Below are 23,802 nucleotides of genomic sequence, written 5' to 3' on the forward strand. Positions count from 1 at the left end.
ACGCAGAGATTAAAAGGACTAGACCAGTGCGTCAATAGGTACGGACCTTCAGGGCTCAACTTCGCGCATGACGACGTTGTCGTGCTCATCTCCGACGAGAATGAGCCACCCGTTCCGGGGTCCGCCCCGGACTTCTGTGACCCAGCCCACACTGCTCACCCGCATGGCCGAGAGCTGTCCGTGGCAGACTGGTTCCGTACCAGTAGCAGCGCACTCCGGGGTCGGTGCAATTCCGAACCGGCGGTTACAGTCCGCGACCCGTCCGCAGCCAGCGGCCGGTTGACCAGGTGAAATTCCTGGACCGACGGTGAAAGTCCGGATGGGAGGCAGTGCGCGGCGGTTCGTCATCGGTACGCCGCCGTCGGCGGACGCATGGCCGGGAGGACTCCCGGACGCCGTGCGTTCCTGGCGTTTCCCGTCCTCGGGTACGGCGTTCCCGCTGGAGATCCGCTCTCTCTGTCGTCATCGACAGGCCCCGGAGTCCGTGCCCGAAGAGGCAGGAGGACCCGGTGGACACCGCAGCCGACATCACCGCCATGCGCCGAGCGATCGCCCTCGCCGCCCGCGGTCTCGGCTCCACCAGCCCCAATCCGGTCGTCGGATGCGTGATCACCGACGCCGCCGGAGCCGTGGCCGGTGACGGCTTCCATCAGCGCGCCGGAGGGCCGCACGCCGAGGTCCACGCCCTGCGCGCGGCCGGCGACCGGGCCCGTGGCGGCACCGCCTACGTCACCCTCGAACCCTGCGACCACACCGGCCGCACCGGCCCCTGCGCCCAGGCCCTCCTGGCCGCCGGGATCAGCCGGGTCGTGTACGCGGTCGGCGACCCCACCCCGCAGGCCACCGGCGGCGCCGACACCCTGCGCGCGGCCGGTGTCCGGGTGGAGCAGGGCCTCCTCGCCGACGAGGCCGAGGCGGGCAACGCCGCCTGGCTCACCTCCGTGCGCCTCGGCCGGCCGTACGTCCTGTGGAAGTACGCCGCCACCCTCGACGGCCGTACCGCCGCCGCCGACGCCACCAGCCGCTGGATCACCTCTCCCGAGGCCCGCGCCGACGTCCACCGGCTGCGCGCCGAGGCCGACGCCGTGCTCGTCGGCTCCGGCACCGCCCGTACCGACGACCCCCAGCTGGGCGTACGCGGCATCGACGGCGCCACCCAGCCGCTGCGGGTCGTCGTCGACACGAACGCCGCCGCCGTCACGCCCGGCGCCCGGGTCCTGGACGCCACCGCGCCCACCGTGATCGCCGTCGCCGACGACGCCCCCGCCGGTCACCTCCCCGAGGCCGCCGTGCTGCGGCTGCCCCGCGCCGCCACCGGACCCGGCCTCGACCTCGACGCGCTCCTCGCAGCCCTGCACACCCGGGGCGTCCGCTCCGTACTCCTCGAAGGCGGCCCCACCCTCGCGGGCTCCTTCGTCGCCGCGGGAAAGGTCGACAAGGTCGTCGGCTATCTCGCCCCGGTCCTGCTCGGCGCGGGCCCCGCCGCCCTCGCCGACGCCGGAATCTCCACCATCTCCCAGGCGTTGCGCCTCGACGTGACCGAGACCGCGGCGATCGGCCCCGATCTCCGCGTCACCGCCGTCCCCGCCGCCCCGGCCCCTGCTCGGAAGGGAAACTGAGTGTTCACCGGAATTGTCGAAGAACTGGGTGAGGTCACCGCCGTCGAGCAGCTCGCCGACGCCTCCCGCTTCCGGCTGCGCGGCCCCCTCGTCACCGAGGGCGCTAAGCACGGCGACTCCATCGCGGTGAACGGCGTCTGCCTCACCGTCGTGGACACCGAGAACGGCGAGTTCACCGCCGACGTGATGGCCGAGACGCTGAAGCGCTCCAGCCTCGGCGCGCTCGCCCCCGGCTCCCGGGTCAACCTGGAGCGCCCGATGGCGCTCGGCGGCCGGCTCGGCGGGCACCTCGTCCAGGGCCACGTGGACGGCACCGGCACCATCGTCGAGCGCACCCCCTCTGAGCACTGGGAGATCGTCAAGGTCTCCCTGCCGCCCGAGCTGACCCGCTACGTCGTGGAGAAGGGCTCCATCACCGTCGACGGCGTCAGCCTCACCGTCGTCGACGCGGCGGCCGAGTTCTTCACCATCAGCCTCATCCCGACCACCCTCGCCCTGACCACGCTCGGCCACAAGCAGCCCGGCGACCCGGTCAACCTGGAAGTGGACGTCATCGCCAAGTACGTCGAGCGGATGCTCGGCGACCGGGCCGGACAGGACCCCCGATGAACGCCGCGTCCTGGCTCAACTCCGAGGCCTTCACCGTGTTCGGCCAGCACATCAAGTGGTCGGACATGATCGGCAACATCATCGGCCTGATCGCCCTGGCCCTCGGCTGGCGGCGCTCCATCTGGACCTGGCCCGCCCAGCTCCTCTCCGGCGTGATCCTGCTCGTCGCCTTCGCCTCCGCACACCTCTCCGGCAGCGCGGGCAAGCAGCTTGTCGTCATCGTCGTCGCCCTGTGGGGCTGGTGGTCCTGGAACCGCGGCAGGCAGCAGGCGCAGGACGGCTCCATCGCCGTCCGCTTCGCCACCTGGCGCGAGCGGGGCGTGCTGATCGGCGCCGCCGCGCTCGGCACCCTCGCCGTCGGCGGCCTGTTCACCGCCTTCCCCACCCTGTCCTGGGACCCCTGGCCGGACGCCTACATCTTCGTCGGCACCGTCGTCGCGATGTACGCCCAGGCCCGCGGCATGGTCGAGTTCTGGTTCGCCTGGCTGCTCGTCGACCTCGTCGGCGTCCCCCTGAACTTCGCCAACGGATTCGCCTTCTCCGGCTTCGTCTACGTCATCTACGGCGCCCTCGTCCTGTGGGGGATGCGCGACTGGTGGCTGCGTACGCGGACCCCCGCTCTGGAAGGAGCCACGGCATGACTGCCCAGCCCACCTGGCTGCACCCCGACCACGACCCGCTCCCCGAGAACCTCTCCCTGGACCCGGTCGAGCAGGCCGTCCGTGACATCGCCGCGGGCCGTCCCGTCGTCGTCGTGGACGACGAGGACCGTGAGAACGAGGGCGACCTCGTCATCGCCGCCGAGAAGGCCACGCCCGAGATCGTCGCCTTCATGATGAGCGAGTGCCGCGGGCTGATCTGCGCGCCCATGGAGAGCGACGAACTGGAACGCCTCGAACTGCCGCAGATGGTCGAGGACAACACCGAGTCGATGCAGACCGCCTTCACGGTCTCCGTCGACGCCTCCGCCGCCCACGGCGTTACCACCGGCATCTCCGCCGCCGACCGCGCCACCACGCTGCGGATGCTCGCGGGCGGCGTCGCGGGCAGCGGTGACTTCGTCCGGCCCGGCCACATCTTCCCGCTGCGCGCCCGCTCCGGCGGCGTCCTCGTCCGCAACGGCCACACCGAGGCCGCCGTCGACCTCGCCCGGCTCGCCGGACTGCGCCCCGCCGGGGCGATCGTCGAGATCGCGGGCGAGGACGGTGTGATGCTCCGGCTGCCCGAGCTGATCCCGTTCGCCCGCAAGCACGGCCTGACGATCATCTCCATCGAGGACCTGATCGCCTACCGCCGCAGCAACGAGCCGACCGTCCGCCGCGAGGCGCGGACCCGGCTGCCCACCGCGTTCGGCGACTTCACCGCGTACGGCTACCGCTCCATCGCCGACGGCGTCGAGCACGTCGCCCTGGTGCACGGCGACATCGGCGACGGCGAGGACGTCCTCGTCCGGATCCACTCCGAGTGCCTGACCGGCGACATCTTCCAGTCCCAGCGGTGCGACTGCGGCCCCCAGCTGCACGCCTCCATGCGGCGCATCACCGAGGCGGGCCGGGGCGTCGTCGTCTACCTCCGCGGCCACGAGGGACGCGGCATCGGTCTGCTCTCCAAGCTCCGCGCGTACGAACTCCAGGAGCGCGGCGTCGACACCCTCGACGCCAACCTGGAGCTCGGCCTGCCCGCCGACGCCCGCGACTACGCGGCGGGCGCCCGGATCCTCGCGGACCTCGGCGTCACCAGCCTGCGACTGATGACGAACAACCCCGAGAAGACCGAGGCCGTCGTCCGCCACGGACTCGCCGTCACCGGACGCGAGCCCATGCCCGTGCAGGCGGGCGAGCACAATCTGCGCTACCTGCGCACCAAGCGCGACCGGATGGGCCACGATCTGCCGTGGCTCGACGGAACCCCGGCGTCGACCTGCGCCAACCAGTGACGAACATTTTCTGATCAGCAACAGGAGAGACATGAGCGGCAAGGGTGCACCCGAACTGTCCGTACGCAACTGCGGCGACCTGCGCGTGGCCGTGATCGCGGCCCAGTGGCACGAGAAGGTCATGGACGGGCTCGTCGACGGCGCGCTGCGCGCCCTGCACGAGCTGGGCATCGACGAGCCGACCCTGCTCCGGGTCCCCGGCTCCTTCGAGCTGCCCGTCGTGGCCAAGGTGCTCGCCGGACGCGGCTACGACGCGATCGTCGCCCTCGGCGTGGTCATCCGCGGCGGCACCCCCCACTTCGAGTACGTCTCCCAGGGCGTCACCCTCGGCCTCACCCAGGTCACCGTCGACACCGGTGTTCCCGTCGGCTTCGGCGTACTGACCTGCGACACCGAGGAGCAGGCGCTCGACCGGGCCGGCCTCGAAGGGTCCAACGAGGACAAGGGGCACGAAGCGGTCACCGCCGCCGTCGCCACCGCCGCCACGCTGCGCACCGTCAGCGAACCCTGGCGCTGAGTGCGCTCCGGCGACCCCGTATTCTGAGCACCATCATGGCCAACAAAACCTTCGAAGAGCTGTTCACCGAGCTCCAGCTCAAGGCCGCCGAGGGCGACCCCGCGACCTCCCGCACCGCCGAACTGGTCGACAAGGGCGTCCACGCCATCGGCAAGAAAGTCGTCGAGGAGGCCGCCGAGGTCTGGATGGCCGCCGAGTACGAGGGCAAGGAAGCCGCCGCCGAGGAGATCTCCCAGCTGCTGTACCACGTCCAGGTGATGATGGTCGCCCGCGGGATCTCCCTCGACGACGTCTACGCCCATCTCTGAGCACACCCCGCCCGTCCCACACCCCCTTCGCCCAAAGGAAACCTGACCTCATGCTGCGCATCGCCGTTCCCAACAAGGGTGCAATCTCCGGGCCTGCGATGGCGATGCTCCATGAGGCGGGCTACCGGCAGCGCAAGGAGTCGAAGGAACTGGTCCTCGTCGACCCGGCGAACGAGGTCGAGTTCTTCTACCTGAGGCCGCGCGACATCGCGATCTACGTCAGCTCCGGCAAGCTGGACATCGGCATCACCGGACGTGACCTCCTGCTGGACTCGGGAGCCGACGCCGAGGAGATCCTCCAGCTCGGATTCGCGCGTTCCACCTTCCGCTACGCCACGAAGCCCGGCACGGCGAGCGGCCCCCAGGACTTCACCGGCATGACGATCGCCACGTCCTACGAGGGCATCGTGGCCAAGCACCTGGCCGAGGAGGGCGTCGACGCCTCCGTCGTCCACCTCGACGGGGCCGTCGAGACCGCCATCGAACTCGGCGTCGCCCAGGTCATCGCCGACGTCGTCGAGACCGGCACCAGCATGCGCAACGCGGGCCTCGAGATCATCGGCGAGCCGATCATGAAGTCGGAGGCCGTGGTGATCCGCCGCACCGGCGCCCCCGCGGACGACCCCAAGGTGCAGCAGTTCCTCCGCCGCCTCCAGGGCGTCCTGGTCGCCCGGTCCTACGTGATGATGGACTACGACTGCCGCGTCGAGCACCTGGAGCGCGCCGTCGCCCTCACCCCGGGCCTGGAGTCCCCGACCATCTCCCCGCTGCACCACGAGGGCTGGGTCGCCGTCCGTTCCATGGTCGCCGCCAAGGAGGCCCAGCGGATCATGGACGACCTGTACGAGCTCGGCGCCCGCGCCATCCTCACCACGGCCATCCACGCCTGCCGCCTCTGACGGCTCCCGGCCGCCCGCACCTCCCGAGAGAAGACCCCATGTCCGCGCCCAGGCCCGAAACCCCCACCCTGCCGGTCACCTTCCGGCCCACCCTCACCCGGGTGGTCCTGCTGAGCGTGGGCCTGGCGATGTTCCTGGTCATCACCGTCATCGCACTGATGCTGGAGCGGCTCAACCCGGGGGAGCGGGCCAGCTTCGTCTTCGTCGCGGCGCTGTTCTTCGGCGTCCTGGCCCTGCTCAGCAGGCCGCGGGTGTCCGCCGACGACACCGGGGTCACCGTCGTCAACCTCACCCGGACCCGCAGGCTGGCCTGGGAGGAGATCCTCCGCGTCAACCTGCGCTCCGGCGACCCCTGGGTCTTCCTCGACCTCAGCGACGGCACCAGCCTGCCCGCCCTCGGCATCCAGCCCGGCCTCGCCAAGCAGCAGGCCATCCGCGACGCCCGCGCCCTGCGCTCCCTCGCCGAGACGCGCGGCGCCGCCGGCGGCGACACTCCCTCCGCCGGCTGATCCCCTGCCCGGCGCGGGGCCTTCTTGTCTACTCTGGTGGGCGGCGGCGCCCCGTGCGCCCCGCCCCGCCCGTACCACGGCCCCACCGGGCCCGCGGGGTTCTTCCTGCGACCCAAGGAGTGACTCCCTCCAGCAATGGACGGATCGTCCGGTAGTACCTGCGCCGCCCCTTTCCCGGAGGCGGCGGCCTCATGACCACCCCCCTGCTGCTCCTCGCGGCGGCCTTCCTCCTCATCCTCGCCAACGGCTTCTTCGTGGCAGCCGAGTTCGGTCTCGTCACCGTGGACCGGCCCGACGCCGAACGCGCCGCCGCCGAGGGCGACCGACGGGCCGGTACCGTCGTCCGCGCCCTGCGCGAACTCTCCTTCCAGCTCTCCGGCACCCAGCTCGGCATCACCATCACCTCCCTGGTGGTCGGCATGCTCGCCGAACCGGCCCTCGCCCAGCTGCTCGCCGCACCCCTCACCGCCACCGGACTGCCCGCCGGGGCCGTCTCCGGCGTCGCGGTCGTCGTCGGGATGCTGCTGGCCTCCGCCGTCCAGATGATCGTCGGCGAACTCGTGCCCAAGAACTGGGCCGTCTCCCGGCCGCTCCAGGTGGCCCGCTTCGTCGCCGGACCGCAGGCCCGCTTCGCGGCCCTCCTGCGACCGGTCATCACCCTCCTCAACGCCCTGGCCAACCGGCTGGTGCGCCTCCTGGGCGTCGAGCCCACCGACGAACTGGCCTCCGCCCGCACCCCGGGCGAGCTGGTCTCCCTCGCCCGGCACTCCGCCGAGGCCGGGGCCCTGGAACAGGACACCGCCGACCTGTTCGTCCGGACCCTCTCGCTGGCCGGTCTCACCGCCCAGCACGTCATGACCCCCCGGGTGAAGGTCAGCGCCCTGCACTCCTCCGCGACCGCGGCGGACGTCCTCAACCTGACCCGTGCCACCGGCCTCTCCCGCTTCCCGGTCTACCGGGACCGCATCGACGAGGTCATCGGCATGGTCCACCTCAAGGACGCCCTCGCCGTCCCCGTCCACGAGCGCCTGCGCACCCCGGCCGGCCGCATCGCCGTCGCCCCGCTCCTGGTGCCCGGCACGCTGCCGGTGGAACACCTGCTGCGGCGGCTGCGCCACGAACAGCCGATAGCCGTGGTCGTCGACGAGTACGGCGGCACCGCCGGCGTCGTCACCCTGGAGGACATCATCGAGGAGCTCGTCGGAGAGGTACGCGACGAGCACGACGCCGAGGGCGCCGGCCGCCCCGAGCTGACCGCCGCCACCGCCGAGGACGGCCGCCCCGCGTGGGACGCCGAGGGCAGCTGCCGGGTCCACACCCTGCGCCGCGGCGGCCTGGACGTCCCCGACGGACCGTACGAGACCGTCGCCGGGCTCGTCGCGGAGCTCCTGGGCCGCATCCCCGCCCCCGGCGACCGGGCCGAACTCCCCGGCTGGCGGATCACCGTCCGCCAGGTCGGCCGCAACCGCGCCGAACGCGTCCGGTTCACCCGGGCGCCCGGCCCGCTGCCCCGACCGGCCGCACGGGGCCCGCTGGAGGCCGCGCGATGAGCCTGCTCCAACTCCTCCTCGCCGTCTTCCTCGTGCTGGCGAACGGCTTCTTCGTCGGTGCGGAGTTCGCCCTCGTCTCGGTCCGCCGCAGCCAGATCGAACCGCTGGCCGCCCAGGGGTCGGGCCGGGCCCGCACGGTCCTGCACGGCCTGGAGAACCTGCCGCAGATGATGGCCGCCGCCCAGTTCGGCATCACCGTCTGCTCCCTCACCCTCGGAGCCGTCGCCGAGCCGACCGTCGCCCGCCTCCTGGAGCCGGTCTTCCACGCGGCACACGTCCCCGACGGGCTCGTCCACCCCCTCGGCTTCGCTCTCGCGCTGCTGTCCGTGGTCGTCCTGCACCTGGTCATCGGCGAGATGGTCCCGAAGAACCTGGCGATGGCGGCGCCCGAGCGGACCGCGCTCCTGCTCAGCCCCGGCCTGGTCGCCTTCGCCCGGCTCTGCCGCCCGGTCACCACCGCGCTCGGCGCCTGCGCCGGCCTGGTGCTGCGGCTCTTCGGCGTCGAGCCGAAGGACGAGGTGGAGGCCGTCTTCACCAGCGAGCAGCTCAACCGGCTGGTCGAGGACTCCGGACAGGCCGGCCTCCTCGGACCGGAGGCCGCGGAACGCCTGGAGGACGCCCTCGGACTGGGCAGCAGGCCCGTCGCCGACGTCCTGCTGGAGCGGGCGTCCCTGGTCACCGTGGACCCGTCGGTGACCCCGCGCCGGATCGAGGAACTGACCGTACGCACCGGCTTCTCCCGCTTCCCGGTCTGCGCCGAGGGCGGCGGCCCCTTCATGGGCTACCTTCACGTCAAGGACGTCCTGGAACTGGAGGACGCCGACCGCGCGGTCCCGCAGCAGACCTGGCGTCCGATGGCGACCGGGGCCGAACGTCCGCCCTGGTGATGTACGCACTCGCTGGACGGATCGGATGCGCCGATCGCGGGTCGCCGACCGGGCCGGTGTCCGTGCCCCGCCGTACGGTGGACGTCCCCGGGACACCCGGGCGGCCCGCGCCCGGGGCCCTCGTGCACTGAGGCGGCTGGGGGGGGCGTCCGACGGTTCCGCGCGGGCGGGCGGCGTCGGACACCCTCCCGGGGCCGGCAGCGGAACGCCCGGCCCGGCCCTCACACCGTGCCCGGCTCCTGTCTGCCCCGGCCCACCGGACCGCGCCCCGACAGCACCTCGCCGTAGGCCTGCATCAGGTCCGCGAGCCGCAGCGTCGACAGGTCCTCCCGGGTCAGCTCCCCCTGATATCCGGAGAGCCGCAGATCACGGTAGGCGCAGCTCTTCTCGTACAGCGTCCGCAGGAAGCGGCCGTTGCCCAGTTCGTCGATCCACCCCTGGTCCACCACATGGCCGCTGATGGAGCGCAGCTCGTCCACCGCCTCCTCGTCCCACACGTCGTCGTTCTCGGCGGCCAGGACGCTGCCGATCGCGGTGAGTTCGAGGGGCCGGTAGCTGGGGAAGTCGACCCGGGTGGTGAACCGGGAGGAGAGCCCCGGGTTGGTGGCGAGCAGCCGGTCCATGCCCTCCGGATACCCCGCGAGGATGACGACGAGGTGGTCCCGGTTGTCCTCCGCCCGCTTCAGGAGCACCTGCAGCGCCTCGTCGCCGTACGCGTCGCCCTTGCTGTAACCGGAGTTGGCCAGGCTGTACGCCTCGTCGACGAACAGCACCCCGCCGAGCGCCGAATCGATCAGCTCGTTCGCCTTGACGGCCGTCTGGCCGAGGAACTCCCCGACCAGATCGGAGCGTTGGGCCTCGACGAGATGATCGCCGCCGAGCAGCCCGAGGGCGTAGAAGACCCGGCCCAGGATGCGGGCCACCGTGGTCTTCCCGGTGCCGGAGGGGCCGGAGAAGACGAAGTGACGCTTCGGCGGCTGCACGGGCAGGCCCTGCTCGGCCCGCAACCGGGCCATGTTCAACTGCGCCGAGAGCGCTTTGACCTGCCGTTTCACCGGTTCGAGGCCGACCATCCGCTCCAGCTGCGCCAGCGCCTCGGCGAGCAGGGCGGGGTCGCTGGGCCCGGCCGGGAAGGGCGGCGGCTTGCGGGTCCTGGTGCGCCGGGCTCCCCCGGGCGGGACGGGCGGACCGGAGCCCGGATCGTCGCCGAGCAGCCCCGCCTCGCCCACCGGCCAGGACTCGCGACCGTCCACCAGGTCGGTGCCGAGCGGCGTGTCGCCCTCCGGCTGCGCCCCGGCCCCCGCGCCGAAGCCCGTCAGGGACACGGCGGCCAGATCCGCCGACTCGTCGAACCCGTCACCCTCCACGAGCGCCGCCAGCCGGGCGGAGGTGTCCATGAACGCCGGGTCCACCCGGTGCACCGCCCGGTACAGCGGCAGGGCCGCGGCGCTGCGCCCGGTGCCCTCGTGGGCCCGCGCCAGCCAGTAGCGCAGCTCCTTGCGCTGCGGCTGCTCGCTGCGACAGCGCATCAGCGCGGCCGACAGCAGCGGCTCCGCCTGCCCGAACATCTCCAGCCGCACCCGGGCCATCCCGCCGAACAGGCCCGCCTCGATACCCAGGATCGGATCGTCCACGAGCTGCTCGGTGCACCGCACCAACTGCTCCCAGTCCTTGACGAGATACGAGCGGCACGCGTGCAGGAACCGCACCTGCGGGTCCGCGTCCACCGGCGGCAGTCCGGCCAACGCCCGGTCCAGCTCCGGTACATGGCGCCCGTCCAGCCAGTGCGATGCGTGCGCCAGCAGCAGGTCGCGCGGACTCTCCAGCACCGGCTGCACCCACCAGCCGAGCCAGTACCAGGAGTTGAGCGTGCGACGGTGGCGGGCGCGCTGTTCGCCGAACCGGTCGCGGTGCCGGTACATGCGTAACAGGGCCGTGGTGGTGTCGATGCGCAGCGCGTGGAGGCCGAGCCAGCCGTCCGCCATGCCGGGATCGAGCCGCACCGCGGCCCTGAACTCCTCCTCGGCCTGCGGGTAGGCGCCCATCGTGTAGGCGTCCAGGCCACGCAGCCAGGCGAGGTCGGCGGGGGCTCCAGCGCCCTGTGTGCCGATGTCCATCAGGTCCCCCACAAACCGTGCCCCCAGGATGTCCCGCCCGCACAGCATGCCCATCTGAGCGTGCTGAATCACGGCGTGGAGGAAGGGAATTGACCACACCGAGGTGCATCGTACCCGCGCACGGAGGCGGGGGGCGCGCGACAGCCGACCCTCAGGGGTGGTCACCGAGGGTGAGTGCATCGCTCTGTGTGGTCGCCGGAGCGGTGTGGAGAGCACAGGGCGAAGCCCCCGATCACGGGGGAACAACCGGGGGCTTCGCGTCTGCGGGGGCTCCGAAAAGCCGCACAATGAGAACGTAAGACCAGCACGGCTCCCCGGTCAAGCAGAGTTGGGGCACTTCCGGGCCGATTTCCGACTGCTCAGTATGGCGGGACGCCCTGGCTACGGTATGTGACGTTCCGGTTCGCTCCCGATGTTGCGCGGGGCCCCGGCAGCCACGCGTACCCCTCGGGCAACTGGCGTACCAGAGTGTCGGCGTACGGCCGCGAGGGGTCCTCGGTGAAGTGCCGTTCCTCGGCGCGGGTCCACCCGTCCCAGAATGCGGTGAGCCCGGCCCCGTCCCGGCGGCGGCCCCGCTCCCAGGACGTCTCCCGGTCCAGCTCCATCCAGCACAGCGCCGCCAGCCACGGCCGTACCTCCCGCCGTCCCGCACCGACCCCCTCCACCAGCACCACCGGGGCCGGCTCCAGCACCCGCGCCGGCCCGAAGCGGCGGTCCGTCCAGTCGTACGGGGCGTAGCGGGCCCGCTCGCCGCGCGAGAGCGGCGAGAGCACCTGCTCGCGCAGCCGCCCCGTCCAGCCGAAGAGCTCCTCGTGGGTGGCGAGATCGTCCAGATGGAGGACCGGGGCGCCGCCCAGCGCCGCCGCGAGGCGGTCGGCGAAGGTGCTCTTGCCCGAACCGGCGTGCCCGTCCACCGCGACGAGCCGGACCGGCCCGCAGGAGGGGGGCAGTGCGGTGAGGTCATCGGCGTGGCGGGCCAGGTCGTCCATGGCCCCAGGGTACGTTCCGGCACGCGGGCGCCGGGGAACCGCCGCAGGTCATGCCAGTGGTCCAGACCCTTACGGGTGCGGCGACGGCTGCCGAACCGCTGGCCCGATCCGGCCCGGGAACGGGATAGTTGACGCACCGCACCGCACCGCACTGCACCGCACCGCACCGCACCGCACGGCACCCGCAGACCACCTTCCGCATCCGACCGGGGGTCACGACCCATGACCAGTCCGACTTCGCGCAGAACCGTTCTGACCGCCGCGCTCGCCGCCGCGGCGAGCGCCGGCACGGTGGTCTCCGCCGCCGCGCCCTCGTCCGCCGCCCCGTCCGCGCCCGCAGCCCCTTCAGCGACCCCGGCGGCCCTCGTGGACAACCGCTTCTGGCACACCCGCACCGACTGGCGCCGCGGCGCCGGCGACGGCACCCGCATCCTCCACGGCGCCCGCCCCGGCCTGGTGATCGCCACCCCTGTCGGCCGCATCGACCACACCGACCCGCACACCGGGCGGACGGCCGCCTGGGACTACGCCACCTGGACCTCGCCCGTCCACCGCTCCGCCGTCCCGGCCACCGAGGTGATCGCCTCCTGGAACGCCCGTACCCCGGCCGGCACCTGGATCCAGGTCGAGCTGAGCGGCCGGTACGCCGACGGCACCGCGACCCCCTGGTTCGTGATGGGCCGCTGGGCGGCGGGCGACGGCGACATCCGCCGTACCTCGGTCGACGGCCAGGGCGACCCGCACAGCACCGTGTGGACCGACACCCTCTCGGTGGACGACCCGGCGAGCGGCGTACGCCTGGTCTCCTTCCGGCTGCGGCTGACGCTGTACCGGGCTCCGGGCAGCCGTCTCAGCCCGACCGTGTGGCGGGTCGGCGCGATGGCCTCCGACGTGCCCGACCGCTTCACCGTGCCCGCGAGCGCCCCCGGCCCGGCCCGCGAACTGCCCGTGCCCCGCTACTCGCAGAACATCCACATCGGGCAGTACCCCGAGTACGACAACGGCGGCGAGGCGTGGTGCAGCCCCACTTCCTCGCAGATGATCATCGAGTACTGGGGCCGCAAGCCCACCCCGAAGGACCTGGCCTGGGTCAAGCCCGGCCTGCCCGACCCCCAGGTCTGCCACGCCGCCCGCCACACCTACGACTACCAGTACGAGGGCTGCGGCAACTGGCCGTTCAACGCCGCCTACGCCGCCACGTACCGCGACATGAACGCCGTCGTCACCCGGCTCGGATCGCTCACCGACGTGGAGCGGCTGGTCCGTGCCGGGATCCCCGTCATCACCTCCCAGTCCTTCCTGGAGGAGGAGCTGACCGGCGCCGGATACGGCACGTCGGGCCACCTGATGACGGTCATCGGCTTCACCCCCGGGGGCGACGTCGTCGCGAACGACCCCGCGTCACCCGACAACGACGCGGTACGCCGGGTCTACCGCAGGCGCGAGTTCGAGAACATCTGGCTCAGGACCAAGCGCTACGACGCGAACGGCAAGGTCAGAAGCGGCACGGGCGGCGTCTGCTACGTCTACTGGCCCGACCGGCCCGCGCCGAGCCGGCAACGCGTGCTGCGCTCGCTCGGGCTGCTGTGAGCCCGCCGGACGCCGTGGCCGTCCGGGCGGCGGCCGCGGACGGACCGGGCAGGGGCAAAGCGCCCCCGGAGCAACGGAGTTGCCGGAGGGGCGCGCTATGTTGAACGCGTGACCGACATCGAATCGCGCATCGACACCACCCGGCCGCACACCGCCCGGATATGGAACTACTGGACCGGCGGCAAGGACAACTATCCCGTCGACCGGGCGGCGGGTGACGAGATCCGGGGGCTGCACCCCGGGATCGGCGCGTACGCGAAGGCGGACCGGCTGTTCCTGGGGCGGGCGGTGCGCCATCTGGCCGAGCAGGAGGGCATCAGGCAGTTCCTGGACATCGGAACGGGGCTGCCCAGCGCCGACAACACCCACGAGGTCGCCCAGCGCGTCGCCCCCGACTCGCGCGTCGTCTACGTGGACAACGACCCGCTCGTCCTGGCGCACGCCCAGGCGCTGCTGGTCGGGACGCCCGAAGGGCGCATCGACTACCTGGACGCCGATCTGCGGGACGTCGACGACATCCTGGCCATGGCCGCGAAGACGCTCGACTTCTCGCGGCCGGTGGCACTGATGCTGCTCGGAGTCGTCATCTTCATCGAGGACGACGAGCAGTCGTACGCGATCGTGCGCCGGCTCATGGACGCCCTCGCGCCCGGCAGCCACCTCGTCCTGTCCCACACGGTCACCCACCCCGACATGCCGGACGTCGACGAGGCGGTGGCGTTCTGGAACGAGCACGGCACCCCGAAGCTCACGCAGCGCACCCCGGACGCCGTCGCCCGCTACTTCGACGGACTGGAACTGCTGGCGCCCGGGGTGGTGTCGTGCTCCGCGTGGCGGGCCCCGGCGCCGACGCCGGACGTCGCGATGTACGCGGGCGTCGGCCGCAAGTGACGGCTCGCCCCCGGGGCCGGCGTTCCTCGCCGCCCGCCCCGGGAGCCTCACCCCGCAACCGTCACGCGGTACGGCGTCGGCGCACCGCCCCCACCACCGCGTCGACCACCAGGAACCCCGCCAGGGTCACTCCCAGGACCGGCAGCGCCCAGCCCAGGGCGGCCACGGCGGGGACGCCCAGGACGAGGGCGGGCAGCGGGATCCGCCGCCACGCCCCGCGCTCGGGGGCCTTGCCGACCGGCGCGGGCCGGTCGCCCCGGGTGGGTCGGCGCTGCCACCACATGCGGTAGCCCCAGACGATCACCGCGGTCAGACCGAGGGCCGTGAGCGCCAGCACGATCTGGTTGGCGACCCCGAACAGCACCCCCATGTGGCCCTGCACGCCCAGCTTGCTGAGCTTGTTCAGGATCGGGTGGTCGGCCCAGCGGGTGCGCGAGGTGATCTCTCCGCTCGTGGTGTCCACGGCCACCCGGTCGTAGTGCACCGGCCAGGTGTTGTCGGTCTGCGCCACGACCCACGCGCTCGCCGCGTCCGCCGGCGGCGTCACCTCCACGGTCCCGCCGAGTCCCGCGCCCCGGGCCGCCGCCAGGGCCGCGTCGAACTCCGCCGGATCCGCGTCGGCGGTCGCCGGGCCGGAACCGCCGTGCCCGGCGTGCTCCGCGTGGTCCCCGGCGGGAGCCCCGGCGCCCGGCAGCGCCGTGTCCAGAGCCGGGGCGCTGCCGTTCGCCGCGTCCAGCAGCCGCCCGAACCGCTCCCCGCCGTACTGCGACCAGGTGAGTCCCGTGGCGCTCAGGAACAGCAGCCCCAGCGCCAGCCACACACCGGTGGCCGCGTGCAGACCCCGGGTCCTCCGCACCCCCTTGGCCTTGCGGTCCGGGAGCAGCACACCCCGGGCGGACGTGGCGCGCCGACCGCGGGCGCGCCCGAGCCACAGCACCAGGCCGCCCGCGACGGCCACCCACAGCCAGCTCGCCGCGACCTCGGAGTACAGGCGGCCCGTCTCGCCGAGGTGCAGATTGCGGTGCAGGTCGTCGAGCCAGGTGGTGAGCGGTGTCGACCCGAACCAGGTCGTCAGCTCGCCCCGCACCTCGGCGGTGTACGGGTCGACGAACACCGTGCGCTGGTTCTCGCCCAGCTCCGGCACCGTGAGCACCACCCGGGTGGTGTCCTGGGGACCCGGCGGGGTGATGACCGACGCCAGTGTGCCCTCGGGGTACGCGGACCGCGCGGCGGAGATCTGCTCGGCCAGCGGGCGCACCTGGTCCCCGACCCGGTCGACCCGGAGCTGGTCGCCGTAGACGAGCCGGTCGAGCTGCGGGGTCAGGGTGTAGGCCAGCCCGGTCAGTGCGGCGACCAGCAGGAAGGGGGCGACGAGCACCCCGGCGTAGAAGTGCAGCCGGAGCAGGAGGTGCCGCAGCTCCCCCCAGGAGCGGGCCGGGCCGGGCCGCTCGGACGAGGATGCCGCGGGGCCCTCCGGCTTCCCGGCGGCAGCGACACGGGCCTTCCCCTCCTGCTCGTTCGGCTCTTGCTCGCACTGCGGTACTTCTTCGGTTCTGTGGGACATGGGCGCTCCTCTGGAGGCGGACGGTGACGGACGCGCGCCCGACCGCTCCCGCACGCATGCCTGAGGGACGCCGGACCGGTTCCGGCGTCGTGGCAGATGAGGAGGTGGGTCAGGCCGAGGACGTCACGGGCGGCCCGCGCCGCGACCGGGACCGGGCGAGGAGTGTTCCGAACCTGATGCGCACCACCACCGGCGGTAGGGGGCGCGACCGGGGCGGGCAGGGGAGCGAGGGGGCCGTCCGGAGGACGACGCGCGGGGCGAGCAGAGCCGTGAGGCGTCGCAGCACCCGCTCCCCGTACAGCACGCAGAGGGCCGCCCCGAGTGTGGCCGCCGCGTGGGCCAGGGGCATCCCGGCGTCCATGGCGTGCCCGGAGTCCGGGCCGGGGCTTGTGGAGACCCCGGCCGTGTGGTGCTGGTGCCCGTGCCCGGCCGGCATCGCGGCGTGCGGGCCTCCACCGGGGGCCGGGAGGAAGTGGAACGCGTTGTGCAGGGCGAACTGGGTCGCCCCGAGCACCAGGACCACGACGTCGAAGCGACGCCTCCGGCCGCCGAGCAGCAGGGCGCCCTGCACGGTCAGGGCGAGGAGCAGGAGCGCGAGCACCCCCGCGCCGGGCAGGTGTCCGCCCGCCGCGACGTGGCTCGTGGCACCGAGGACCAGGCACGCCGAACCGCAGAGCAGGCCCCTGGCCGCTCGCCTCGGCAGGCCGCCCGGTGCACGCATGGACACAAGGTAGCCAGCCGCCCCGGAGGTCTCGGCGGCGGGTTCGGCGTGCGGCACGGGCCCGCGGGCCGGGACCGCGGGGCGGCACGCTGTGGCGTCGGCCACGCCGGACCTGGGCCCGCGACCCGGCCCCGGCGGCGTTCTCCGTGCGGTGACGGGGGAGCGGCAGGCCCCGGTCGCTCGGGCCGCACCGGGCCGTGACCGGGATCTCGTTCTGTACGCCCCGGGGTGCTGGCACGCTGGTCGGGTCACCAGGGGGCGGGGCCCCTGCCACAGCCGGACGAAGAGCGAGACGCCGATGACCGCGACCAGCGCCGCAGCACACGCACACCACGCCCGCCGGGCCCGTACCGGTGGCCCCGGAGACGGGCCGAAGGTGATGGAGCACAACGCCGGCTGGGCCTTCGTCGTCGTCCTCGCGATGCTGGTCACCCGGCTCGGGCTGCTGTAGAGCGCCCCGCCCCGGCTGTGAGCGCGGGCGGCGGGAGCCCCTTCCCGCCGCCCAAGCAAGGCCCGCCCAGCGGGAATTGATTGGACTGGACCAAGTCCCCGTGTGCACACTCTCAGCTCGACCCCGCCCGGACGGGGCCCGGCCGATCCAGGAGAGGCGCACATGCCCGTCATCGAGGTGGCAGACCTCGTCAAGGAGTTCCGTCGGCCCAAGCGGCAGGAGGGCGCCTTCGCGGGCATCCGTACGCTGCTGACCCGGGAGCAGGTCGTCAAGCGGGCGGTCGACGGCATCGACTTCACGGTCCGGCAAGGGGAGATGGTCGGCTACCTCGGCCCCAACGGGGCGGGCAAGTCCACCACCATCAAGATGCTCACCGGCATCCTCGTCCCCACGTCCGGTACGGTCACGGTCGCCGGGGACACGCCCTGGCGGGACCGTTCCCGCAACGCCCGCCGGATAGGCGTGGTCTTCGGTCAGCGCAGCCAGCTCTGGTGGGACCTGCCCCTGCGTGACTCGCTCTGGCTGATCAGCCGCCTCTACGACGTGCCGGAGGCCCGGTTCCGCGAGAAGCAGCGGGAGTTCAGCGAGGTGCTCGGCCTCGGCCCGTTCCTCGACACGCCCGTCCGCCAGCTCTCCCTGGGGCAGCGGATGCGCGGCGACCTCGCCGCCGCGATGCTCTACGACCCGGAGATCCTCTACCTGGACGAGCCGACCGTCGGGCTCGACGTCGTCGCCAAGGGGCGCATCCGCACCTTCGTGGGGGAGTTGAACCGGGCATCCGGGACCACGGTCGTCCTCACCACCCATGACCTCGACGACGTCGAGCAACTCTGCGACCGGATCATCCTCATCGACCACGGCAGGGTCGCCTACGACGGGGCGGTGGACGAGCTGAAGACCCGCTACGCCCCGCACCGTGAACTCGTGGTGCAGACCGACCGGCTGGAGAGCGTCGAGGGAGCGGAGATCGTCCGCCGGGAGGGCGGAAAGGTGTGGCTGCGCTTCGACCCCGTCCGCACACCGCCCGCCGAACTGGTGGCGGCGGTGCTGGCCCGGCACCGCGTGAGCGATCTGTCGATCGTGGAACCCGAGCTGGAGAGCGTCATCCACCGGATCTACGCGGATCGCGGATGACGGCCCCGGCGATCTCGAAGGCCCGCCCGAGCGCGGGCCAGCCGCGGGGGACACTGCTGAAGGCCCATCTCGCCTGTGCCCGGATGGAGTTCCGCGCCGCTCTGACCTACCGCACGGCCTATCTGTCGTCCTTCGTGATGATGCTGCTCCAGATCTGGTTGCTGACGGTGGTCTGGAAGGCCCTCTACGACGGCCGTGAGGAGGTGGACGGGCTCGGCCTCACCACCATGACGGCGTACGCGACCCTGACGACGCTCCAGTACCAGCTCGTCAGCCCGTGGCGGTCCTCACCCATCGACCAGCGGGTCCGGGAGGGGAAGGTCGCCGTGGACCTGCTGCGGCCCGTCGGCTTCCCCGGGCAGATGCTCGCCGGCCAGCTCGGGTGGGCGTCGGCCGCCGTCCCGGTCCTGGTGGTGGCCCTGCCGTTCGCCCTGCTGCTGGGCGCCGGCGAGGCGCCCGCCTCCGCCGCCGCGGGGTTCGCCTACCCCGTGGCACTGATCGGCGCGCTGCTCGTGAACCAGCTGCTCGGGCTGCTGCTCGGCATGGTCTCCTTCTGGACCCTGGAGGTGAGCGGCGCCCTCATGGCCTACCGCTTCGTCGCGCAGTTCTTCTCGGGAGCCCTCGTCCCGCTGTGGTTCATGCCGGGCCCGGTCAGGGCGGCCGCGGAGTGGCTGCCCTTCCAGGCCACCGCGTACACCCCGGCCGCCGTCTACCTGGGCCGGATCGAGGGCGCCGGCATCGTGGCCGCCCTCGGGGTGCAGCTCGTCTGGATCGCCGCGCTCGGCGCCCTGGCCGCGTTCGTGTGGTCGCGCGCCCGGCGCCGCGTCATGTCGCAGGGGGGGTGAGGGGCTGTGCGAGGACCGCGCGTCTATCTGCTGCTGGCCGGTGCGGCGTTCCGGGCCGAGTTCCAGTACCGGGGAAACCTGTTCATCAACATCATCGGCGGCCTGTTCTACCAGGGTGTCGGGCTGGCCTTCATCTGGGCGGTGCTGGACCGCTTCGGGCAGGTCGGCGGCTGGGGGCTCGGGGAGATCGCCTTCCTCTACGGAATGAGGCTCACGGCCCACGGCCTGTGGCTGCTCCCCGGTCACCAGCTCGTCCACGTCGACGAGGTCGTCATCGAGGGGGAGTACGACCGCTACCTGGTCCGCCCGGTGTCGCCCCTGGTCCAGCTCCTCACCCGGAGGGTGCGGCTGAGCTCGCTCGGCGACCTGGCGGGCGGGGCGGTGCTCCTGGCCATCGCCTCGGCCTCGGCGCCGGTCGACTGGTCGCCGGGTGCCGTCGGCTTCCTCCTGCTGGCGGTCGTCGGCGGTGCGCTGGTGGAAGGCTCCCTGCAACTGGCAGCCTCCGCACTGGTCTTCCGGATGAAGCGGGTGTCCCCCATCAAGTTCGCCATCGACATGATCTTCAGTGACTTCGGCAACTATCCGCTGAAGATCTTCGGTCCGGTGGCCGGTTTCGGGCTGACCTTCGTCTTCCCGCTGGCCTTCGTCGCCTACCTGCCGGCGACCGTGCTGATGGACCGGGAAGAGGAACTCGCCGTACCGGAATGGCTCGCCTGGGGCGCTCCGGCCATCGGAGCCGTGCTCATGTACGTCGCGTACCGCTTCTGGCAGCGGCAGTCCCGCCACTACGAGAGCAGCGGGCACTGAGCGCCCTACCGGGCAACGGACGGCGCCCCGGACCACCACCAGGTGGTCCGGGGCGCCCCACGGCTGGTGCCTGCGGTGCCCGCTAGTCGATCGCCTTGATCAGCTCGCCGTTCGCCGTGTCACCGCTCAGCTCCCAGAAGAACGTGCCGCCGAGGCCCTGCTCGTTCTTGTAGGCCATCTTGGTGCCGATGGTCTCCGGGGTGTCGTAGCTCCACCAGTCGTTCCCGCAGTGCGCGTACGCCGTGCCCGCGACCTTGCCCGTGGCCGGGCAGCTGTTCCTGAGGACCTTGTAGTCCTCGATGCCCGGCTCGTACGTGCCCGCCGCCGCCCCGGTGGCGGTGCCGCCCGGCTCGGACCGGGTGACGCCGGTCCAGCCGCGGCCGTAGAAGCCGATGCCCAGCAGCAGCTTCTCCGACGGGATGCCCAGCCCCTTCAGCTTGGAGATCGCGGCGTCGGAGTTGAACCCCTCCGAGGGGATGCCCGGGTAGGAGGTCAGCGGGGAGTGCGGGGCCGTGGGGCCCTGCGCCGCGAACGCGCCGAAGAAGTCGTAGGTCATCGGCAGGTACCAGTCGAGGTGCTTCGCCGCCCCCGCGTAGTCCACCGCGTCGATCTTGCCGCCGTCGGAGCCGTCCGCCGTGATCGCCGAGGTGATGAGGTTGTCGTTCCCGAAGGCCTTGCGCAGCTCGCCCAGCAGGTTGCCGTACGCGTCGCGGCCGCTGGTGTCGCAGGTGAGCCCGCAGGCGTTGGGGTACTCCCAGTCGATGTCGATGCCGTCGAAGACGTCGGCCCAGCGGGGGTCCTCCACCAGGTCGTAGCAGGACTTCGCGAACGCGGCCGGGTTCTGCGCGGCCTCACCGAAGCCGCCGGACCAGCTCCAGCCGCCGAAGGACCACAGCACCTTGAGGTCGGGGTGGAGCTTCTTCAGCTTGCGCAACTGGTTGAAGTTGCCCCGCAGTTCCTGGTCCCAGGTGTCGGCGACCCCGTCGACGGACTGCTCGGCGGTGTACGCCTTCTCGTGGTCGGCGTAGGCGTCGCCGATCCGGCACCTGCCGCCGGTCACGTTGCCGAAGGCGTAGTTGATGTGGGTCAGCTTGTCCGCGGAACCCGACGTCTCGATGTCCTTGACGTGGTAATCGCGGTCGTACGTACCCCAGTTGGTGAAGTATCCGATCACCTTGCCGCCCGCAGCGGCCGTGGGGGCCGCCTCCTGTGCGGTGGTGGCCGGCCGGGCGGTGGGGGCCGCGCCCGCCGGGGACGTGCCCGCGACGCCGAGCAGGGTGGCGCCGAGGGCCGCGGTGCAGGCGGCCGCGGCGAGTGCCCGGAGCCGGGCGCGGGGACGGTGGGGCTTGAGCATCGTGGCTCCTCGTGGGGGAGGGCTGGTGCGTGGGTGGGGGGTGCCCGCCGAACGCCGGGCGACTGTGCCCGGCGCTCCGGGCGACCGTGTCCGGCTTGACATGGACGCGGTAGGCGTTCGGTGGAACCGTAGAAGGACTAGACCAGTTGGGTCAATGGTTCGGACCAATTCACTGATCGTTCCCGGCCCCTTCACCCCTCCGACCTGCCCTTTGCCCCCGTGACGGGAGGCGTCCGATCGGGCATACTCAACCGCCACAGCCGATGACCGTGCCCCCCGTGACCCGGGAGGGCAGGATCAGCTGTGCAGTCTGTTTTTCCCGGGGTCACTTCCGGGGGATCACCCGGCGGCGCCTCTCCCACCCCGAGCGCGCGACCGCCGCAACGCCCGACAGGGAGGAGAGCGCCGTCATGTCCGACCGTGCCCCGCAGCCGGTGGAACGCCGTCTGCCCACCGAGGAGTCCCGGCAGCTCGTCGCGCTCGTCCGCGACATCGTGTCCAAGGAGATCGCTCCCCGGGCGGCCGAGGAGGAGGAAGCGGGCGTCTTCCCCCGGGAGGTCTTCACCCTCCTGTCCGAGTCCGGACTTCTCGGACTCCCGTACGACTCCGCACACGGCGGCGGTGACCAGCCCTACGAGGTCTACCTCCAGGTCCTGGAGGAGCTGGCCGCCGCCCGGCTCACCGTGGGACTCGGCGTCAGCGTCCACTCCCTCGCCTGCCACGCACTCGCCGGATACGGCACCGGCGAGCAGCGGGCCGCGCACCTCCCGGCGATGCTCTCCGGCGGCCTGCTGGGCGCCTACTGCCTCTCCGAGCCCGCCTCCGGCTCCGACGCCGCCTCGCTGCGCACCAAGGCCGTACGGGACGGCGACGACTGGGTCATCACCGGGACGAAGGCGTGGATCACCCACGGCGGCGTCGCGGACTTCTACACCGTGCTGGCCAGGACCGGCGTCGAGGGCGCCCGCGGCATCACGGCCTTCCTCGTCCCCGGCGACGCCGAGGGGCTGAGCGCCGCTCTTCCCGAGAAGAAGATGGGGATGAAGGGCTCGCCCACCGCGCAGCTCCACTTCGACGGCGTACGGGTCGGCGGCGACCGGCGCATCGGCGAGGAGGGCCAGGGGTTCGCCATCGCCCTGTCCGCCCTCGACTCCGGGCGGCTCGGCATCGCCGCGTGCGCCATCGGGGTCGCCCAGGCAGCCCTGGACGAGGCCGTCCGCTACGCCACCGACCGGCGCCAGTTCGGCCGCCCCATCGCGGACTTCCAGGGGCTGCGGTTCATGCTCGCCGACATGGCCACCCAGGTCGAGGCCGGCCGGGCGCTGTATCTGGAGGCGGCACGGCTGCGGGACGCGGGGCAGCCCTTCTCCCGGCAGGCCGCCATGGCGAAGCTGTTCTGCACGGACGCGGCCATGCGGGTGACCACCGACGCCGTCCAGGTGCTCGGCGGATACGGCTACACACTCGACTTCCCGGTCGAACGGCTGATGCGCGAGGCGAAGGTGCTCCAGATCGTGGAGGGCACCAATCAGATCCAGCGCATGGTCATCGCACGCCACCTCGCGGGTCCCGAGACGCGCTGAACCGCAGGGGCCCATCGGGCCACGCGGGAAGGGCCGCGGCCTGGTTCCACTCCGGGTCGCGGCGCCCCGGCACGGTTCTTCCGGCGCTCTCCCACTGTCTGAGCAGCGCGCTGTAGATCGGGGGATCCGCGGGGGCGCCCAGGGGCGAGTTCCCCGTGGAGCGGGGCAGTGGCTGTGCCGGTGCTCCCGTCTGCCGAACCGATTCTTCAGCGGTGGGCGCGGCGAGTCGGCGGCGACCCGAACCGACGGGTGAACGCAGTGTGGTCATACGGGGCCAACGCCGCGGGGCGGGCCCGGGTCACTGCCCTGCCGATTCGAGCGCTCGTTCGCGGGGTCCGCACCCCGGACCGGCGTACGGGGAGCGGAAGCGCCGCAGGCACCACGGCGGCGGGCCGTCGTGGTGCCGGGCAGGGCGTGCGGGTGCGGGTCAGGCGGCCTCGCGCCGCATGCGCGGCACCCGCAGCGGGCGGGAGCCGGGGCCTCCGGCGTGCGAGAAGGGCTGCATCCGCCAGTCGAGGCCCTGGGGCAGCGTCAGCAGCAGCCCGGCCTCCTGCTCCTGGAGTTCGAGCGTCTCGTCGGCGGGCCGGGCCTCGGCCGCGGCCCGGCCGGTTCCGGCGCAGACCGTCAGGACGAAGGGGTTCCACGGCGTGGGGCACCGGGCGTGCTCCGGCAGGACGTCCTCGTCGGCCAGCAGCGCGATGGGCTGGGCGCAGTCCGGGCAGATCACCCGGACCATCTCGAACATGTCGTACGCGTCAAAGCCGCCGTCGTCGTCCGGATCGACAGGCTCCGGTTCGCTGCGTTCGGTGAGCTTCAGGCTCTGCATGGAAATTCCCCCCTCGGGTGGGCCGACAAGGCGCCACGGCCTCGACCACAGCAAGCACTTCCCGCCGCGCGTGGCCGGTAATCGCGAGGCACCCCG

General features: G+C 72.6%; 22 protein-coding genes, 1 pseudogene and 1 riboswitch. Of the genes and pseudogenes, 17 read left to right on the plus strand and 6 right to left on the minus strand.

The features are described 5' to 3' along the window. Nucleotides 1-206: 206 nt before the first annotated feature. Nucleotides 207-337, plus strand: a riboswitch (FMN riboswitch). Between the two features lie 172 nt (nt 338-509). The 10 genes and pseudogenes from ribD to KME66_RS29675 all read left to right on the plus strand — a co-directional run bounded on the left by ribD (nt 510) and on the right by KME66_RS29675 (nt 8,965). Then, nucleotides 510-1,619 (plus strand): bifunctional diaminohydroxyphosphoribosylaminopyrimidine deaminase/5-amino-6-(5-phosphoribosylamino)uracil reductase RibD, encoded by a 1,110-nt coding sequence (gene ribD, locus KME66_RS29630; protein WP_216327890.1) that lies wholly within the window; start codon nt 510-512, stop codon nt 1,617-1,619. After that, entirely contained in the window at nt 1,620-2,228 is a 609-nt protein-coding gene (locus KME66_RS29635; protein WP_216327893.1) for a riboflavin synthase, read from the plus strand. It abuts the gene before it with no gap. Next, nucleotides 2,225-2,869, plus strand: coding sequence for a nicotinamide mononucleotide transporter family protein (locus KME66_RS29640; protein WP_073222547.1), 645 nt, complete (start codon nt 2,225-2,227; stop codon nt 2,867-2,869). The genes KME66_RS29635 and KME66_RS29640 overlap by 4 nt, the downstream gene beginning before the upstream one ends. Continuing rightward, nucleotides 2,866-4,164 carry a bifunctional 3,4-dihydroxy-2-butanone-4-phosphate synthase/GTP cyclohydrolase II gene (locus tag KME66_RS29645; protein ID WP_216327896.1) on the plus strand — a complete coding sequence of 433 codons (1,299 nt, stop codon included), beginning with the start codon at nt 2,866-2,868 and terminating at the stop codon, nt 4,162-4,164. Before KME66_RS29640 ends, KME66_RS29645 begins: the two co-directional genes overlap by 4 nt. 31 nt (nt 4,165-4,195) lie before the next feature. Then, nucleotides 4,196-4,681 (plus strand): 6,7-dimethyl-8-ribityllumazine synthase, encoded by a 486-nt coding sequence (gene ribH / locus KME66_RS29650; RefSeq protein WP_003970409.1) that lies wholly within the window; start codon nt 4,196-4,198, stop codon nt 4,679-4,681. A 35-nt stretch (nt 4,682-4,716) separates the two neighbouring features. Then, on the plus strand, nt 4,717-4,989 hold the full coding sequence (locus KME66_RS29655; RefSeq protein ID WP_003970410.1) for a phosphoribosyl-ATP diphosphatase: 273 nt from the start codon (nt 4,717-4,719) through the stop codon (nt 4,987-4,989). Between the two features lie 50 nt (nt 4,990-5,039). Continuing rightward, nucleotides 5,040-5,888, plus strand: a complete 849-nt coding sequence (hisG, locus tag KME66_RS29660) for an ATP phosphoribosyltransferase (protein WP_073222551.1) — start codon at nt 5,040-5,042, stop codon at nt 5,886-5,888. 38 nt (nt 5,889-5,926) lie between these two features. Continuing rightward, nucleotides 5,927-6,397: a PH domain-containing protein gene (locus KME66_RS29665; RefSeq protein ID WP_073222553.1), complete on the plus strand. Its 471-nt coding sequence runs from the start codon at nt 5,927-5,929 to the stop codon at nt 6,395-6,397. A gap of 191 nt (nt 6,398-6,588) precedes the next feature. Then, nucleotides 6,589-7,947 (plus strand): hemolysin family protein, encoded by a 1,359-nt coding sequence (locus tag KME66_RS29670; RefSeq protein WP_216327899.1) that lies wholly within the window; start codon nt 6,589-6,591, stop codon nt 7,945-7,947. Next, nucleotides 7,944-8,965 (plus strand): annotated as a pseudogene (locus tag KME66_RS29675) (hemolysin family protein). Before KME66_RS29670 ends, KME66_RS29675 begins: the two are co-directional and overlap by 4 nt. 90 nt (nt 8,966-9,055) lie before the next feature. Here KME66_RS29675 and KME66_RS29680 read toward each other — a convergent pair. Further along, entirely contained in the window at nt 9,056-10,951 is a 1,896-nt protein-coding gene (locus tag KME66_RS29680) for an AAA family ATPase (RefSeq protein WP_216329682.1), read from the minus strand. 359 nt (nt 10,952-11,310) lie between these two features. Beyond that, a complete protein-coding gene (locus KME66_RS29685; protein ID WP_216327902.1) occupies nt 11,311-11,940 on the minus strand; it encodes a uridine kinase in 630 nt (209 codons plus the stop codon). 222 nt (nt 11,941-12,162) lie between these two features. On the opposite strand from KME66_RS29685, the gene KME66_RS29690 reads away from it, so the two are divergent. Together KME66_RS29690 and KME66_RS29695 are read left to right on the plus strand one after the other, a co-directional pair. After that, nucleotides 12,163-13,530, plus strand: a complete 1,368-nt coding sequence (locus tag KME66_RS29690) for a peptidase C39 family protein (RefSeq protein WP_216327905.1) — start codon at nt 12,163-12,165, stop codon at nt 13,528-13,530. 108 nt (nt 13,531-13,638) lie between these two features. Next, on the plus strand, nt 13,639-14,421 hold the full coding sequence (locus KME66_RS29695; protein ID WP_216327908.1) for an SAM-dependent methyltransferase: 783 nt from the start codon (nt 13,639-13,641) through the stop codon (nt 14,419-14,421). 61 nt (nt 14,422-14,482) lie between these two features. Here KME66_RS29695 and KME66_RS29700 read toward each other — a convergent pair whose 3' ends face one another. Together KME66_RS29700 and KME66_RS29705 are read right to left on the minus strand one after the other, a co-directional pair. Further along, nucleotides 14,483-15,985, minus strand: a complete 1,503-nt coding sequence (locus KME66_RS29700; protein WP_216327910.1) for a PepSY domain-containing protein — start codon at nt 15,983-15,985, stop codon at nt 14,483-14,485. Between the two features lie 109 nt (nt 15,986-16,094). Beyond that, nucleotides 16,095-16,586 (minus strand): hypothetical protein, encoded by a 492-nt coding sequence (locus tag KME66_RS29705; RefSeq protein WP_216329684.1) that lies wholly within the window; start codon nt 16,584-16,586, stop codon nt 16,095-16,097. Between the two features lie 418 nt (nt 16,587-17,004). Between KME66_RS29705 and KME66_RS29710 the strand changes: the two genes are divergently transcribed. The 4 genes from KME66_RS29710 (at nt 17,005) to KME66_RS29725 (ending at nt 19,943) form a co-directional block, all read left to right on the plus strand. Next, complete coding sequence (locus tag KME66_RS29710; RefSeq protein ID WP_216327913.1) at nt 17,005-17,157, plus strand: SCO1431 family membrane protein; 153 nt, start codon at nt 17,005-17,007, stop codon at nt 17,155-17,157. Between the two features lie 162 nt (nt 17,158-17,319). Beyond that, nucleotides 17,320-18,291: an ATP-binding cassette domain-containing protein gene (locus KME66_RS29715; protein WP_216327917.1), complete on the plus strand. Its 972-nt coding sequence runs from the start codon at nt 17,320-17,322 to the stop codon at nt 18,289-18,291. Continuing rightward, nucleotides 18,288-19,136: an ABC-2 family transporter protein gene (locus KME66_RS29720; RefSeq protein ID WP_216327921.1), complete on the plus strand. Its 849-nt coding sequence runs from the start codon at nt 18,288-18,290 to the stop codon at nt 19,134-19,136. The genes KME66_RS29715 and KME66_RS29720 overlap by 4 nt, the downstream gene beginning before the upstream one ends. 6 nt (nt 19,137-19,142) lie before the next feature. Beyond that, nucleotides 19,143-19,943, plus strand: coding sequence for an ABC transporter permease (locus tag KME66_RS29725; RefSeq protein ID WP_216327923.1), 801 nt, complete (start codon nt 19,143-19,145; stop codon nt 19,941-19,943). An 82-nt stretch (nt 19,944-20,025) separates the two neighbouring features. Here the strand turns inward: KME66_RS29725 and KME66_RS29730 are convergent, their stop codons facing one another. Beyond that, entirely contained in the window at nt 20,026-21,297 is a 1,272-nt protein-coding gene (locus KME66_RS29730; RefSeq protein ID WP_073222562.1) for a glycoside hydrolase family 18 protein, read from the minus strand. Between the two features lie 410 nt (nt 21,298-21,707). Here KME66_RS29730 and KME66_RS29735 point away from each other — a divergent pair, with 410 nt between their 5' ends. Then, nucleotides 21,708-22,880 (plus strand): acyl-CoA dehydrogenase family protein, encoded by a 1,173-nt coding sequence (locus KME66_RS29735; RefSeq protein ID WP_216327925.1) that lies wholly within the window; start codon nt 21,708-21,710, stop codon nt 22,878-22,880. A 427-nt stretch (nt 22,881-23,307) separates the two neighbouring features. Here the strand turns inward: KME66_RS29735 and KME66_RS29740 are convergent, their stop codons facing one another. Continuing rightward, a complete protein-coding gene (locus KME66_RS29740; RefSeq protein ID WP_073222564.1) occupies nt 23,308-23,706 on the minus strand; it encodes a hypothetical protein in 399 nt (132 codons plus the stop codon). Between the last annotated feature and the right edge of the window lie 96 nt (nt 23,707-23,802).

Origin of the sequence: Streptomyces sp. YPW6 (genome assembly GCF_018866325.1) — a bacterium.
GTDB lineage: Bacteria > Actinomycetota > Actinomycetes > Streptomycetales > Streptomycetaceae > Streptomyces.

Excerpts from the sequence above, each read along its gene's own strand:
- KME66_RS29715 (WP_216327917.1), top strand. The coding sequence starts at position 17,320 with ATGCCCGTCATCGAGGTGGCAGACCTCGTCAAGGAGTTCCGTCGGCCC.
- KME66_RS29670 (WP_216327899.1), top strand. The coding sequence starts at position 6,589 with ATGACCACCCCCCTGCTGCTCCTCGCGGCGGCCTTCCTCCTCATCCTC.
- KME66_RS29685 (WP_216327902.1), bottom strand. The coding sequence starts at position 11,940 with ATGGACGACCTGGCCCGCCACGCCGATGACCTCACCGCACTGCCCCCC.
- KME66_RS29720 (WP_216327921.1), top strand. The coding sequence starts at position 18,288 with ATGACGGCCCCGGCGATCTCGAAGGCCCGCCCGAGCGCGGGCCAGCCG.
- KME66_RS29680 (WP_216329682.1), bottom strand. The coding sequence starts at position 10,951 with ATGGACATCGGCACACAGGGCGCTGGAGCCCCCGCCGACCTCGCCTGG.
- KME66_RS29640 (WP_073222547.1), top strand. The coding sequence starts at position 2,225 with ATGAACGCCGCGTCCTGGCTCAACTCCGAGGCCTTCACCGTGTTCGGC.
- KME66_RS29690 (WP_216327905.1), top strand. The coding sequence starts at position 12,163 with ATGACCAGTCCGACTTCGCGCAGAACCGTTCTGACCGCCGCGCTCGCC.
- KME66_RS29645 (WP_216327896.1), top strand. The coding sequence starts at position 2,866 with ATGACTGCCCAGCCCACCTGGCTGCACCCCGACCACGACCCGCTCCCC.
- KME66_RS29710 (WP_216327913.1), top strand. The coding sequence starts at position 17,005 with ATGACCGCGACCAGCGCCGCAGCACACGCACACCACGCCCGCCGGGCC.
- KME66_RS29735 (WP_216327925.1), top strand. The coding sequence starts at position 21,708 with ATGTCCGACCGTGCCCCGCAGCCGGTGGAACGCCGTCTGCCCACCGAG.
- KME66_RS29740 (WP_073222564.1), bottom strand. The coding sequence starts at position 23,706 with ATGCAGAGCCTGAAGCTCACCGAACGCAGCGAACCGGAGCCTGTCGAT.
- KME66_RS29655 (WP_003970410.1), top strand. The coding sequence starts at position 4,717 with ATGGCCAACAAAACCTTCGAAGAGCTGTTCACCGAGCTCCAGCTCAAG.
- KME66_RS29730 (WP_073222562.1), bottom strand. The coding sequence starts at position 21,297 with ATGCTCAAGCCCCACCGTCCCCGCGCCCGGCTCCGGGCACTCGCCGCG.
- ribH (WP_003970409.1), top strand. The coding sequence starts at position 4,196 with ATGAGCGGCAAGGGTGCACCCGAACTGTCCGTACGCAACTGCGGCGAC.
- KME66_RS29700 (WP_216327910.1), bottom strand. The coding sequence starts at position 15,985 with ATGTCCCACAGAACCGAAGAAGTACCGCAGTGCGAGCAAGAGCCGAAC.
- hisG (WP_073222551.1), top strand. The coding sequence starts at position 5,040 with ATGCTGCGCATCGCCGTTCCCAACAAGGGTGCAATCTCCGGGCCTGCG.
- KME66_RS29665 (WP_073222553.1), top strand. The coding sequence starts at position 5,927 with ATGTCCGCGCCCAGGCCCGAAACCCCCACCCTGCCGGTCACCTTCCGG.